Origin of the sequence: Vibrio marisflavi CECT 7928, from assembly GCF_921294215.1 — a bacterium.
Taxonomy (GTDB): domain Bacteria; phylum Pseudomonadota; class Gammaproteobacteria; order Enterobacterales; family Vibrionaceae; genus Vibrio; species Vibrio marisflavi.
Genome location: NZ_CAKLDM010000002.1, coordinates 357,089 through 369,920 on the forward strand (window position 1 = coordinate 357,089; position 12,832 = coordinate 369,920).

Annotated in this window: 15 protein-coding genes; 9 read left to right on the forward strand and 6 right to left on the reverse strand. The window is 44.2% G+C overall.

What is annotated here, in order from left to right; all coding sequences use genetic code 11:
- The first annotated feature begins 179 nt into the window (after nt 1–179).
- Complete coding sequence (gene dnaJ, locus L7A31_RS08380) at nt 180–1,325, forward strand: molecular chaperone DnaJ (protein WP_237361063.1); 1,146 nt, start codon at nt 180–182, stop codon at nt 1,323–1,325.
- A 66-nt stretch (nt 1,326–1,391) separates the two neighbouring features.
- Here the strand turns inward: dnaJ and L7A31_RS08385 are convergent, their stop codons facing one another.
- On the reverse strand, nt 1,392–1,814 hold the full coding sequence (locus tag L7A31_RS08385; RefSeq protein ID WP_237361064.1) for a type IV pilin protein: 423 nt from the start codon (nt 1,812–1,814) through the stop codon (nt 1,392–1,394).
- A 109-nt stretch (nt 1,815–1,923) separates the two neighbouring features.
- Between L7A31_RS08385 and L7A31_RS08390 the strand changes: the two genes are divergently transcribed.
- The 5 genes from L7A31_RS08390 (at nt 1,924) to tadA (ending at nt 4,446) form a co-directional block, all read left to right on the forward strand.
- Complete coding sequence (locus L7A31_RS08390) at nt 1,924–2,424, forward strand: GspH/FimT family pseudopilin (RefSeq protein ID WP_290368748.1); 501 nt, start codon at nt 1,924–1,926, stop codon at nt 2,422–2,424.
- Nucleotides 2,405–3,028: a PilW family protein gene (locus L7A31_RS08395; protein ID WP_237361066.1), complete on the forward strand. Its 624-nt coding sequence runs from the start codon at nt 2,405–2,407 to the stop codon at nt 3,026–3,028. The genes L7A31_RS08390 and L7A31_RS08395 overlap by 20 nt, the downstream gene beginning before the upstream one ends.
- A gap of 1 nt (nt 3,029) precedes the next feature.
- Nucleotides 3,030–3,446, forward strand: coding sequence for a hypothetical protein (locus L7A31_RS08400; protein WP_237361067.1), 417 nt, complete (start codon nt 3,030–3,032; stop codon nt 3,444–3,446).
- Entirely contained in the window at nt 3,436–3,885 is a 450-nt protein-coding gene (locus L7A31_RS08405) for a type IV pilus modification PilV family protein (protein ID WP_237361068.1), read from the forward strand. The genes L7A31_RS08400 and L7A31_RS08405 overlap by 11 nt, the downstream gene beginning before the upstream one ends.
- Nucleotides 3,886–3,948: 63 nt before the next feature.
- On the forward strand, nt 3,949–4,446 hold the full coding sequence (gene tadA, locus L7A31_RS08410; RefSeq protein ID WP_290368749.1) for a tRNA adenosine(34) deaminase TadA: 498 nt from the start codon (nt 3,949–3,951) through the stop codon (nt 4,444–4,446).
- 54 nt (nt 4,447–4,500) lie between these two features.
- Here the strand turns inward: tadA and L7A31_RS22160 are convergent, their stop codons facing one another.
- Nucleotides 4,501–4,632 (reverse strand): hypothetical protein, encoded by a 132-nt coding sequence (locus L7A31_RS22160; RefSeq protein ID WP_290368750.1) that lies wholly within the window; start codon nt 4,630–4,632, stop codon nt 4,501–4,503.
- Between the two features lie 231 nt (nt 4,633–4,863).
- Nucleotides 4,864–6,411, reverse strand: coding sequence for a membrane-bound lytic murein transglycosylase MltF (gene mltF, locus L7A31_RS08415; RefSeq protein ID WP_237361069.1), 1,548 nt, complete (start codon nt 6,409–6,411; stop codon nt 4,864–4,866).
- A gap of 328 nt (nt 6,412–6,739) precedes the next feature.
- On the opposite strand from mltF, the gene purL reads away from it, so the two are divergent.
- Nucleotides 6,740–10,633 (forward strand): phosphoribosylformylglycinamidine synthase, encoded by a 3,894-nt coding sequence (gene purL, locus L7A31_RS08420; RefSeq protein WP_237361070.1) that lies wholly within the window; start codon nt 6,740–6,742, stop codon nt 10,631–10,633.
- A gap of 84 nt (nt 10,634–10,717) precedes the next feature.
- On the opposite strand, the gene L7A31_RS08425 is transcribed toward purL, so the two are convergent.
- Together L7A31_RS08425 and L7A31_RS08430 are read right to left on the reverse strand one after the other, a co-directional pair.
- Entirely contained in the window at nt 10,718–10,909 is a 192-nt protein-coding gene (locus L7A31_RS08425) for a DUF4250 domain-containing protein (RefSeq protein ID WP_237361071.1), read from the reverse strand.
- The gene (locus tag L7A31_RS08430; protein WP_237361072.1) at nt 10,909–11,115 is read right to left on the reverse strand and encodes a YaeP family protein; all 207 of its coding nucleotides are present in this window, start codon (nt 11,113–11,115) and stop codon (nt 10,909–10,911) included. Before L7A31_RS08430 ends, L7A31_RS08425 begins: the two co-directional genes overlap by 1 nt.
- 233 nt (nt 11,116–11,348) lie before the next feature.
- On the opposite strand from L7A31_RS08430, the gene L7A31_RS08435 reads away from it, so the two are divergent.
- Complete coding sequence (locus L7A31_RS08435; protein WP_237361073.1) at nt 11,349–11,549, forward strand: DUF1127 domain-containing protein; 201 nt, start codon at nt 11,349–11,351, stop codon at nt 11,547–11,549.
- 39 nt (nt 11,550–11,588) lie between these two features.
- Here the strand turns inward: L7A31_RS08435 and L7A31_RS08440 are convergent, their stop codons facing one another.
- The gene (locus L7A31_RS08440) at nt 11,589–12,272 is read right to left on the reverse strand and encodes a tellurite resistance TerB family protein (RefSeq protein WP_237361074.1); all 684 of its coding nucleotides are present in this window, start codon (nt 12,270–12,272) and stop codon (nt 11,589–11,591) included.
- A gap of 119 nt (nt 12,273–12,391) precedes the next feature.
- On the opposite strand from L7A31_RS08440, the gene L7A31_RS08445 reads away from it, so the two are divergent.
- Nucleotides 12,392–12,793, forward strand: a complete 402-nt coding sequence (locus L7A31_RS08445; protein WP_237361075.1) for a putative signal transducing protein — start codon at nt 12,392–12,394, stop codon at nt 12,791–12,793.
- Nucleotides 12,794–12,832 lie beyond the last annotated feature (39 nt).

Below are 12,832 nucleotides of genomic sequence, written 5' to 3' on the forward strand. Positions count from 1 at the left end.
TTGATACGGGCGTTCGAGGTAACTCTTACGCCCGTATATTTGTAATTAGATGTCACTCTAACTAAGCGTGTCCAACATTACATAAGGCTCGGAAGAGTATATCCGGCGCTCTTAGTTAGAACGATATAATCATCACGCGATATTGAGTCGCTTGAAGTAAGAAACTGGTAACGAATAACATGTCAAAACGTGATTTTTACGAAATCTTAGGCGTAAGCCGCGACGCATCTGAGCGCGACATCAAGAAAGCGTATAAGCGACTAGCGATGAAGTACCACCCAGACCGTAACCAGGGTGATGAGCAAGCTGCAGAAAAATTTAAAGAAGTTAAAGAAGCGTACGAAATCCTGCTTGATCCACAAAAGAAAGCAGCTTACGACCAGTATGGTCACGCGGCTTTTGAACAAGGCGGAATGGGCGGTGGGGGCTTCGGCGGCGCTGGCGCAGATTTCGGTGATATCTTTGGTGACGTGTTTGGTGACATCTTTGGTGGCGGTCGCCGTGGTGGCGGTGGTCAAAGCAGAGCACAGCGTGGCTCTGACTTAAGATACAACATGGAGCTGACTTTAGAAGAAGCCGTTCGCGGTATTTCTAAAGAAATCGAAGTTCCTACTTTAGTTCACTGTGATAGCTGTAATGGTAGCGGTGCGAAGAAAGGATCTTCACCAGAAACTTGTGGTACGTGTCATGGTCACGGCCAAGTACAGATGCGTCAAGGTTTCTTTGCCGTACAGCAAACTTGTCCAACATGTCAGGGTGCGGGTAAAGTCATTAAAGATCCATGTAATGTTTGTCATGGTAAAGGCCGTAAGCAAAAAACTAAGACTCTTAACGTTAAAATCCCGGCTGGTGTAGACACTGGCGATCGCATTCGCTTATCTGGTGAAGGTGAAGCGGGAGAGATGGGTGCACCTGCAGGTGACTTATACGTTCAAGTACATGTTAAAGAACACAACATCTTTGAGCGCGATGGTAATAACTTATACTGCGAAGTGCCTGTAAGCTTTGCAATGGCGGCATTGGGCGGTGAAGTAGAAGTACCAACATTAGATGGTCGTGTAAGCCTTAAGATCCCTGATGAAACACAAACGGGTCGTATGTTCCGTATGCGTGGTAAAGGTGTTAAAGGTGTTCGTGGCGGCGGTGTTGGTGATCTTATCGTTAAGCTAATTATTGAAACGCCGGTGCAATTGAGCTCACGTCAGAAAGAACTCCTACGCGAATTTGAAGAATCTTGTGGTGGTGATGCTGCAAACCGCCATAAGCCTAAATCAGAAGGTTTTTTCAACGGCGTTAAGAAATTCTTCGACGACCTAACAAGCTAATTATTTACCTCAATTATTCTTTATCAAGCCTGCTTTTAAGCAGGCTTTTTTTATCTTTTTTGAATACTATTGCCAGCATTGACTTGGAGTGCTTTCTCCTAGTTGATTGATGCTAAGTGCCGAGTAGCCTTCCCCCGAGCAAGTATCATTTTCTTGTCCAGAGCCAGAAACAGGTGTTGCTGTAATGGTGTAACTTGAATCGGTTGTTGCTATGGAAATTTGGTAGCGTGCTTGATCAGTTGTGCAGAAGTCTTGGCATACTCCGTTGTCAGAAACAGACTGAGCATCGTAGCCGTCTTGATAGTTCGATTCTAAATACAGTTGTAAACGGCCTATGTCAGAGATAGCCTGCTGGCGATGAGCTTTTCGTATGTATTGGTTGTACGCTGGGGATACAATACTCGTTAGTAAACCAATGATGGTAACAACGAAGAGTAATTCGAGCAAAGTCATACCACTTACGAAGTTTATTTTTAGTTTTTCATTCATTACCTTGAATACCTTCCATGAATCTTTTTCGTCTTTTATCGCTATTGTGTCTCGCGTGTTAGCGTCAACCTAGACTGGTTTTTTTTTGACTGAGATGAGTACATAGGTTTTGCGACAGAGCATTGGATTTACCTTATTGGAGTGCTTGATAACTCTGGTGCTATTGACCTGCTTGCTGTCTTGGGCGGCCCCAAGTTTTAACCAGCTTCTTGATAGTCGTAAGGTCATTCGCTTTGCTAGTGAGTTAGTCGGACTTACTTATCTAGCTAAATCTGAAGCAATCTATCGCAATCAAAACTTATGGTTGCATTTACCCAACTCAACCAGCAGCGATAGCTGGTCCATTAGTTTAAATACTGGTCAAGAGTCTGATGCTGAAACTATTTCTCTATTGTCTGGGGAGCCGTACCGAACTCTGGTGATAGAGAGTACTTACCAAGACAACCAGATTAAGTTTTATCCAAGGAGAGGCAAAGTAGCTAGCGGCAATGTCACCTTCTATTCATCATTGCAACCAGACAAAAAACTAAAGCTGATCACTTCTTATAGTGCGGGAAGAGTTCGATTATGCTCAGTAACAGGCAGTAGTTATGGCTACACAGAATGTTAATTGCTTTGGCTATAGCACTTTGGAATTGCTCGTATCATCGGCTATAGGTGTCATTGTTCTTTCCATAGTTTCCAATCTATTTTTTACCAGCCAAAGTTTATCCTCCTATCGCACTCAGCAGTTAACACTTGAACAGAAAGTATCTGCACTTTTAATGCAAATTAAGCAGGATATTCAAAGGGCTGGTTATGACGGTACAGACAGTACTCGAACTTTCTTATCCGGAGCGACATTGCCACTGGTCACGACCTCTGACTCACTTGCCTACGCTTATCGAATTGATATAGATAGTGATGAAGCATTTCAAAACATCGCTTATTACTACGACACTGAAACGAGTTCATCGAATAGAATAAAGTATTGTGAGAAGACCTCCGCCGAACCGTTAAGTTTCGAGCAGGCAACAACGTCTGGTGTTGGTGGGTTCTGTTACTCGGTATTTGATTCCAATTATATTAATGTAGATGAGTTTGTAGTTTCTAGTGAGCTCATTGCCAGTTCGGCTTTTTCCAGTCAATTGCATACGATCACTCTAGAAGCGTCTCTGGTTGAGTTATCCGATATTTCAGTCTCCAGCTCAATATCCTTATTGCAGAGAAATTGAAATGAACTATAGAAACACGGGTTTTTCAACTTTATTGGTTACTTCAATGCTCCTGTCCGCGATGCTTCTCTTAACCCTTGGACTTTATAAAAGTGCTTTCTTGAATATCAAACAGATCCAGAACCAAATAAGCTACCGGAAGAACTATTGGTATGCTGAAGGTGGCCTTGAATGTGCCTTTGCGTATCTCCAATATCATGAAAGCGTAACCGGCTCGGCCAGTTTCTGCGAGCAATTAGACCACTCTGTTCAAGTTACCGAGTTGGGAGAGAATTACTACCAGTTAGAATCAAGCCGTGGTTATGTGTTGCTAACCCGCAATGTAGTGATTTCTTATGGTGATACAGAGGGTGAGGAGTCTAGTAGCGCCAATATCTTTCATGCTCAGTGGCAAAAAGGCTCTTGGTATGAGCACTGATAAAAGATCAGGTCGCACGACAGTGAAGGTGTGTAAATATCGGGGCTTTTCCTTTTTAGAGATACTGATAGCGCTTTTGTGTTTAAGCTTTGCTACCTTATCTTTAACTAAGTTGCAGGTGTACGTGGAGAAAAGCACTGAGCTTGCCGCTGATAGATTGCAGGCACTTCACTTAGTAGAAGATAAACTAGAGTGGTTTAGAACACGCGGAGCATCGAGTGAATACTCATCAATGACGCCAGCAGGTTTTTCTCAGGATCTTGTGTCTAGTGAGGAGCAAGTGAGTGACAAGTATTTGATGAGTTGGACATCAGAGAGCGCTGGGTTATCTGAATCACTTAAGCGTGTGACAGTGGCCGTGAGTTGGGTGGATAGGTTTGGCCAGCCGCAAGAGGTTAGCCTCAATACTCTGATTGCACAATCTAGCGAGTTTGACTGAACGGTGTGGTAGGATAGCCGCATCACGTCCTAGGTTTATTCATTTCATAATGTGAGGGTAGGTTTGCAGCATTCTTTTTCCGAGTTAGATAAACAGTTTATGCAACGAGCATTGGAGCTTGCTAAAAATGCAGAAAGCGAGGGAGAAGTACCTGTTGGTGCTGTGTTGGTACAAGATGGTGACATCATTGCTGAAGGTTGGAACCGCTCTATAACATGTCATGATGCGACGGCGCACGCCGAAATACAAACACTGCGCAAAGCTGGTGAAGCGTTATCTAACTATCGCCTATTAGATACAACCCTTTACGTGACTCTTGAACCTTGTCCAATGTGCGCTGGAGCTTTACTGCATAGCAGAGTGAAACGTGTTGTGTTTGGCGCTTATGATCTTAAAGCTGGTGCGGCAGGAACAGTACTGAACTTGTTTGAGGGGCAAGCGGCCTATCATTATGCTGATGTAGAAGGTGGTTTGATGGAGCAAGAATGCCGAGAAATGCTACAAGCATTTTTTAAGCGTCGTCGAAAAGAGATCAAAGAGAAGAAGAAACAAGGGCTTTAGGAAAGTTAGGCAAACATCCGTTAGACAGATGCTTGCATTCTTTTTTAACGTCACTTAAACAGCGACAAATTGTTTGTATGCTCGATTTCGCCAAATAACTTTTTTCTTGTTATTTGCTAACATGCGTTTGCGCCGATTGGCGGAGGCAGTTTGGCTGAGGCGTTTCGAGCGCATTTTGCGTTTCATAATACAACCTCGAATTATACAACAAATGTATTTTCACTTAGATGAAGATGAAAAATACGATACCTGTATATATATGGAATGTTACCAACGTATGACACGCGGAAGGAGATCCCGCTTAAACGTGATATTGAGGTGATTTTAACCAGTTTTACTCCCGAAGTGAAGTTCTTTATCGCTTGCGAGAAGGTAGAGAACAGTTGACATGCCTATCTATCTGCTCTCCATTCAATCCTAATTTGCTTCTGGCCCTTTCAACTGATTTGGATCTTGCGTGTCAGAAGATGTGACGTCCTCTGCTTGAGAAGCGGTGGCACTTGGTACTTGTATCACTTGTAAGTCATCAACGCTTGCGTCGGTAGGTGACGTTGTTGTGTAGCTTTGATCGACGTGACCGATAATGCTTTGGTAGTAGCGACGAATATTTTCTACATAGTCTCTTGCTTCATCTCCGCGAGCATACCCATAGCGCGTTTTACTGTAATACTTCTTCTGCTTAAGCAGAGGTAATCGATCTTTAACATCACCCCAAGCATCGGGATTAGCCCCTTGCTGTTTGGTTAAGCGACGGGCATCCATCATGTGGCCAAAGCCCATGTTGTAAGAAGCAAGAGCAAACCAGATTTTTTCGTGGTCATTAATGCTGTCTGGGACTCTTTGTACCATGCGACGAAGGTATTCCACACCGCCTCGGACCGATTGTTCTGGATTTAGGCGATTGGTGACCCCGACACTTTTCGCTGTGGGTAACGTCAGCATCATCATGCCACGAACACCAGTAGGAGAAATTGCTCGCGGGTTCCAGTGAGATTCTTGATACGCGATTGCTGCTATAAGTCGCCAGTCAAAGTTACCTGCAAACTCTTTGAAGATTGGTTCCCACTTCGGAAGTTTTCCTTCTAGTGCTCGAATAAAGGCACGAGTGTCTACATAATCAAATGTGTTGATGTGACCAATGTACTTTTCTTCTAACGTGGCAAGCTGACCTGATTGTTTCAAATTCCCAAAAAACTCAATCATCAGTGCATACAGGCTTTCATCGTCAGAACGGCGTAAATACCACGATATCGGTTGGTCTTCAGTCAGTTCAAAGGCAGAGGCAAGGTTTGGGTAGATTCGCTGTGACATGGAGAGCTCGACAGAATCAGCGACCGTAAAGTCGATTTGTCCTTCAGAAACTTGCTTAAGCAGCTCATTTACGTCAGCTTGCGTTTCCGCTTTGAATTGTAGTTTAGGGTTATCTTTTTGTAGGTCAGTCAAAGTGCTATTGAAGTGAGAGTCACCAACCACTTCAAAAATTGGTTTTCCATCGTTTTTCTCGATTAGATCTGGCTGTTTGGCTATGAGGTCTTTTAAACTTCTCGGTTTCCAGCTTCCAGTTTTGTAGACAAGTTGTTGGCTGACATAGTAGTAGGCGGGGCCTGCTCGAAACTGTTTCAGTCGCTCTTCTGATGGGCTGATGCCTGCGGCAATAATATCGATATCACCGTGCTTTAGCGCGGGATAGAGTGTAGAAACACGATATGCAGGCTTCATTTCCAGTTTAACGCCAAGCTCGTCGGCAAATTTACGAGCCAGTTCGTAATCAACTCCAGCTGGACCATCAGGACCAATATAATATGAAATCTGATTGTTTAACGTGCCGACTCTTAGTACACCACGCTCTCGAATCTGGTCGAGTTCGCTTTTAGGCTTAGACTCAATTTGACATCCAGCTAACAGGATCGAAATGGCGGCGATAGCGAAAGTGTTTTTAACGCGGCGAAAACAAAACTTATACATTAAACAAAATTCTCATACTTCCTTGGTTCTGAATAACCTCTCCAAAACAGCTACGTAATCACTCTTATATCAAAGTGATAGGTAATGGCAAAGTTAATTCCCTTGCATAATTTATATCTTTCTATTCGTGTTATCTATAAACACACAGCAAACTGCGACGAAAAAAATGACGCAAACGGTTGCTTTAAGTGTTACATCACTAAACTAAATCCTTTATAATGCGCTCGAAAACCATAGGTGCTATTGGCATAAGTTTGGTGAGTTTTTGTTTAACTCTTTGAATTTATAGCAATATTAACTTAATCAACTGCATAAGAGACCTAAGCACATGAGAATTTTGCGTGGCTCCCCAGCTCTTTCAGAGTTTCGTGTTAACAAACTACTAGAACTTTGCCGTGAACAACAACTGCCAGTCACTGATATATACGCAGAGTTTATGCACTTTGCTGATCTAAATGCAGACCTCGATGATACAGAGATCGAGAGATTAGAAAAGCTGTTAACGTATGGCCCAACTATTGAAGAGCATAAGCCAGAAGGACTTTTGCTTCTCGTAACTCCTCGCCCGGGCACAATTTCTCCTTGGTCTTCTAAGTCCACAGACATCGCTCACAACTGCGGCTTAAACAAAGTTAAGCGACTTGAGCGTGGTACCGCTTACTACATAGAGTCTTCAACTGAATTGTCAGAAGAGCAAGTCTCAGTCGTCAAATCTCTGATCCATGATCGCATGATGGAATCTATTGTCGATGATTTTGAATCGGCACAAGCACTATTCACTGTTGCTGAGCCAGCGCCAGTTGCTGACGTAGACATCCTAGCAGGTGGCCGTGCTGCACTCGAAGAAGCGAACGTTTCTTTAGGCCTAGCACTAGCAGAAGATGAAATCGACTACTTGGTAGAGAACTTCATTAAGCTTGGTCGTAATCCAAACGACATCGAGCTAATGATGTTTGCCCAAGCCAACTCTGAGCATTGCCGACACAAAATCTTCAATGCTGATTGGACAATCGATGGCGTTAAGCAAGACAAGTCTCTGTTCAAAATGATCAAGAACACTTACGAGACAACACCTGATCACGTACTTTCTGCTTACAAAGACAACGCAGCAGTAATGACTGGCTCTAATGTAGGTCGTTTCTTCCCAGATCCAGAATCTCGTCAATATAACTATCACCAAGAAGACGCGCACATCTTGATGAAAGTCGAAACGCACAACCACCCAACGGCAATTTCTCCTTGGCCGGGCGCTTCAACAGGCTCTGGTGGTGAGATTCGTGATGAAGGCGCAACAGGTATCGGTGGTAAACCAAAAGCTGGCCTTGTAGGTTTCACAACTTCAAACCTACGCATTCCAAACTACGTGCAGCCTTGGGAAACTGATTTCGGTAAGCCAGGTCGTATTGTAAATGCTCTAGATATCATGCTGGAAGGTCCTCTAGGTGGCGCGGCATTTAACAATGAATTTGGTCGTCCAAACCTTCTAGGTTATTTCCGTACCTACGAAGAAAAAGTGACTTCTCACGCAGGTGAAGAGGTTCGTGGTTACCACAAACCAATCATGATTGCTGGCGGTATGGGTAACATCCGTGATGAGCACGTTCAGAAGAAAGAGATCCCAGTGGGTGCGAAACTTATCGTACTGGGCGGCCCTGCAATGAACATCGGTCTTGGTGGGGGCGCTGCTTCTTCTATGGCTTCTGGTCAATCGGCTGAAGATTTAGACTTTGCTTCTGTTCAACGTGAAAACCCAGAGATGGAACGCCGTTGTCAGGAAGTGATCGACCGTTGTTGGCAGCTAGGTGATGACAACCCAATTGCGTTTATCCACGATGTGGGCGCTGGTGGTATCTCGAACGCACTACCTGAGCTAGTCGATGATGGCGAACGTGGCGGTAAATTCCAATTGCGTGATGTACCAAATGATGAGCCGGGTATGAGCCCACTAGAAATTTGGTGTAACGAATCTCAAGAACGTTATGTAATGGCGGTTGCTCCAGAAAACATGGAACAATTTGACGCTATCTGTAAGCGTGAACGTGCACCATACGCGGTAGTCGGTGAAGCTACTGAAGAACGTCACCTAACTTTAGAAGACTCGCACTTCGACAATACGCCAATTGATATGCCAATGGATATTTTGCTTGGTAAGCCACCTAAGATGAGCCGCGAAGCGGAAACATTGAAAGTGGAAAGTCCTGCAATCGAGCGCTCTGGCATCGAACTTAACGAAGCAGCTGACCGCGTGCTTCGTTTGCCAACCGTTGCTGAGAAAACATTCCTGATCACTATTGGTGACCGTTCTGTAACGGGTTTGGTTGCTCGTGACCAAATGGTTGGCCCTTGGCAGGTGCCTGTAGCAAACTGCGCAGTAACCGCAGCAAGTTACGACACTTACCATGGTGAAGCAATGTCAATGGGTGAGCGCACGCCAGTCGCTCTACTAGACTTTGGCGCTTCTGCTCGTCTAGCTGTTGGTGAGTCTTTAACTAACATTGCTGCGACTGACATCGGTGATATTAAACACATCAAACTGTCAGCAAACTGGATGTCTCCAGCTGGCCACCCGGGTGAAGACGCTGGCCTTTACGAAGCGGTTAAAGCGGTGGGCGAAGAGCTGTGTCCTGCACTTGGCCTGACTATTCCGGTAGGTAAAGACTCAATGTCGATGAAGACCAAGTGGGAAGATAGCGGCGAGAGCAAAGAAGTAACGTCTCCACTTTCACTTGTTATCACAGCGTTTGGCCGTGTTGAAGATGTACGTAAGACAGTTACTCCGCAGCTACGCACAGACAAAGGTGAAACGAGCCTTGTTCTTATCGACCTAGGTAACGGCAAAAACCGCCTAGGTGCGACAGCACTAGCGCAAGTTTACAAGCAACTTGGTGATAAACCTGCTGATGTCGACAATGCAGAGCAGCTAAAAGGCTTCTTCAATGCAATGCAGACTTTAGTTCGTGATGACAAGCTAGTGGCTTATCACGATAAAGGTGATGGCGGTCTATTTGTTACTCTTGCTGAAATGGCATTCGCTGGTCACTGTGGTGTGAAAGCAAACATCGAAGCATTGGGCGAAGATACGCTAGCGGCACTATTTAACGAAGAGCTAGGTGCGGTTGTTCAAGTTCAAAACGAGCAACTTGACGCTGTAATGGCAGTATTGGCTGAGCAAGGCCTTCAAAGCTGTTCACATGTTATCGGTCAAGTTGAAGACTCTGATGAATTTGTTATCACAGCTGGAAACACTGAAATCTTGAATCGTTCTCGTACAGAGCTTCGTACTATCTGGGCGGAAACAACCCATAAGATGCAGGCTTTACGTGATAACCCAGCTTGTGCTGACCAAGAGTTTGAAGCGAAGAAAGATAACTCAGATCCAGGTCTGAACGTATCGCTAAGCTATGACGTGAACGAAGACATTGCTGCGCCATATATCTTGAAAGGCGCGAAGCCCAAAATGGCAATCTTACGTGAGCAGGGCGTTAACTCACATGTTGAAATGGCAGCTGCATTTGACCGTGCAGGCTTCGAATCTGTTGATATCCATATGAGTGATATCCTAACAGGCCAAGCTGTACTGGATGAGTACAAAGGTCTAGTTGCTTGCGGTGGCTTCTCTTACGGTGATGTACTTGGTGCTGGTGAAGGTTGGGCAAAATCTGTTCTGTTCAACGCGCAAGCTCGTGAACAGTTTGAAGGCTTCTTCAAGCGTGAAGACACCTTCTCTCTAGGTGTGTGTAACGGCTGTCAGATGCTCTCTAACTTGAAAGAGTTGATACCAGGTGCAGATTTATGGCCACGTTTTGTGCGCAACGAATCTGAGCGTTTTGAAGCTCGTTTCAGCTTAGTGGAAGTTCAGCAATCTGATTCTGTATTCTTCAATGGCATGGCTAACTCTCGCATGCCAATCGCAGTTTCTCACGGTGAAGGTCGTGTTGAAGTTCGTGACAGCGAGCACCTAGCAGCGATTGAGAACTCTGGTACGGTTGCACTGCGTTATGTTGATAACAACGGCAACGCGACTCAGCAATATCCAAACAACCCGAACGGCTCACCAAACGCTATCACAGGTTTAACCACGACTGATGGCCGTGTGACTATCATGATGCCACACCCAGAGCGTGTATTCCGTACAGTGGCTAACTCATGGGCACCAGAAGGTTGGGGCGAAAACGGCGCTTGGATGAGAATGTTCCAAAATGCGCGTAAGAATATCGGCTAATTCCAGTTAGATTAAATAGTCTGAAATAAATAAAGCCGCAGTGTAAAAACTGCGGCTTTTTTATATCTGAATCTTCGTTAGGGGTTATCGAAATTGCCCAGCATCAGCCAAAAACTCAAAGCCAGCTTCTGCCAACTTCTTTTCTAATGCTTGTTTACTGATATCAAAAAAAGCAGTTAGCTTGTTCAAATCACCATCGAAGTCGTCTCGCAGCTTCATGTTAACTATGCTCATTAACATTATCGGATCCATCGTTTCGAAATTAGCAAGGTTCATTACTTATCCTCGAAATCTGAAATCAACAGGTTTGCTGCGGCAAACGCTGCTTTCTCACGCGTCTCTTTTGGAAGTGATTCGTCGGCAGCAATATCATTTAGTGACTTCACAGCACAGGTGATAGCTTGGGGTATATAGCCCTGATCGCCACTGCCAATTTGAGCATAAATTTCACGAACCAAGTCACAGCAACCGTATACTTGCATCTTTCTTTCCTATCTAAACTTAACTGCTGCTCAATATACACAGAATTTAGAGGGGATTAAAGGTGTCCTCCGCGCTACAACCCTTTCTGTAGCTGAAGCGAAGTATCCACGCATGCCCTGAGAAATCTGGGCAGCAGTTAACATATGTAGAGTAACCATACTAAAGTATAAAATATTAATTTGCTTTCTCTGCGTAAGATTAGATATCACTTTCCGGCAGGCTTGGCGCATACATGAGCGAATTTACACTCCAAAAACCGAACTTTGTAGATACTGAATCTGTTAACAAGAACGTCCTGAAGATACTGGCTAAGTGGATTCGAAACTACCGTACTCGTAGGCAGCTCCGTTCGTTGCCCACTTACATGTTGAAGGATATTGGTATCTCTGTTGCTCAAGCTAGCAAAGAGTGTGATAAGAGCTTTTGGCAATAAGCAGCAACTTTATTCAAAGAGCTGCTCATCTTTATCTAGTTAGTTTTGTAATTGAAGTTCTAACTGCTGCGTGACTTCAGGAGCGAGTTGAAGTTGCTTCGCGAGCTCTTGTAGATAAGCTTTTTCCATGAAATTTTGCTCATCAGAGACAATTAAAGAAGCAAGGTAGATTTCAGAAGCTTGTTCGGGTGACTTAGCCAATGATGCTATTTCTGCTGGGTCGAGAGGCTTATTCAGTTCAGTTTGAACAAGCGTTCTGACACTATCATCGGCACCGACTCCTTGTAGCGTTTCTTCGATTTGTGCCATTTCTTGTTCATCAACATGACCATCCGCTTTAGCTGCTGCAATCATTGCTTTGATGATTAATACGCTATGCATGTGGTCGTTTGCGTCGAACTGTTCTGGTGCTGAAGTTTGCGATGATGGTGAGTGGTTTGAAGTATCACCAGATTGCTTACTTTGGTAGTCGTTGTAAACCTTATAAGCTAGTGCACCAAGTGCGGCTGCGCCACCAACTTTCAGAGCTGTTTTACCCATTTTCTTGGTTTTTTTAGAGCCCATCAGCATGCCAATGATGCCGCCACCTAAGGCTCCAGCTCCTAATGTTTTTAAAGTATCTGGGTTGCTTTTCAAATTTGTCGATTGAGTTTTAACTTGCTCTTTTCCTTGACGAACAATATCTGAATTGAGCGCTTGATTAAGAAGACTTTTTAGATCCATATACCACCTCCTGACAATTTAAAAGCAGTCTAGCAGAGTGCAAATGAACAGAAAATTAACACTTGGTATAAAGTGAGTCGGTATAACAGAAGTCATGAATACGTGGATTTGGTGTCTAAATGATTACGGTTGCTCGATTTTCTTTTCCTCATGAAGCTTATATTGCTAAAGCTAGTTTAGAGGCTGCTGGAATTGATAGCTTTGTTGCCGATGAACATACTATCAATATGCAGTGGCTATATTCTAATGCGATGGGAGGGGTTCGACTGTTGGTACGTGAAGTGGATCTCGACAGTGCTGTCGAACTTCTCAATACTGACTTTTCAGAGAGCGTAGTGTATCAAGAGAGCCAACTCGGAATCGATCACTGTCCAAATTGTGGCAGCGATAAACTGGTACCGTTCACGCAAGGGAAAAAACCTGCTTTTATCGTATTCATACTATTGGGCTTCCCACTGTTTTTTTACAAACATGGGTACCGTTGTGAGCAATGCGGAGAATTTACGGAAAAAGTGAAATAAAAAAGCTGCCCTTAAGAGCAGCTTTCTATCTATATAAGA